The organism is Sphingomonas prati (assembly GCF_014643515.1).
GTDB lineage: Bacteria > Pseudomonadota > Alphaproteobacteria > Sphingomonadales > Sphingomonadaceae > Sphingomonas_R > Sphingomonas_R prati.
Genome location: NZ_BMJP01000023.1, coordinates 1 through 663, shown reverse-complemented (window position 1 = coordinate 663; position 663 = coordinate 1). Strand labels below are relative to the sequence as shown.

General features: G+C 65.3%; 1 protein-coding gene. It reads left to right on the top strand.

What is annotated here, in order from left to right; translation table 11 throughout:
• Positions 1-663: outer membrane protein (locus tag IEX50_RS17325; RefSeq protein ID WP_188699555.1), on the top strand; the 663-nt coding region annotated here is incomplete at both ends.

The window sequence follows — 663 nt, the reverse complement described above, 5'->3', positions numbered from 1 at the left end:
TGTTCGACAACAACCTGGACGGGACGTTCGGCGATACCGTGAACACGGCGGCGGGCGCCAACGCGTTCAGCCCGGGCACCTGCGGCGGCAGCGCGGCGACCAACACGCCGGCCGGCGGCTGCGTCGGCGATCGGAACGGCGTCGACTGGAAGGTTCACGCCGGTTACGACATGCAGTTCGGCAACATCGTGGTAGGCGTCGTCGGCGATTATGGCCGCGCCACGATTTCGGACAGCGTGTCGACATACAGCACCACGCCGGCGTCCTACACCATGACGCGGCGCCTGCGCGACAATGCCAGTATCCGTGCCCGCGCGGGTTTCGCCCTTGGCGATACGCTGATCTACGGCACCGGCGGTGGCGCATGGGGCAAGGTGCGCAACAGCTTTTCCAGCACGAACGTCGCGAACGTCTTTACCGGCAATGGTAATGACGATGCGTGGGGCTACCGCGTCGGTGGCGGCATCGAACAGCGCGTCGCTCCCAACTTCTCGATCGGTGCGCAATATCTGTTCACCAGCCTGAAGGACGGCAGCTACAATGTCCGGACGTCGCGCGGCACGTCGCCGGCGAACAATCCGTTCGTTCTGGTGAACACCGACGGTACCGATTTCCGGCGCAGCGGCGACCGGTTCAATTCGCACGTCGCCGCGGTCACGGCGA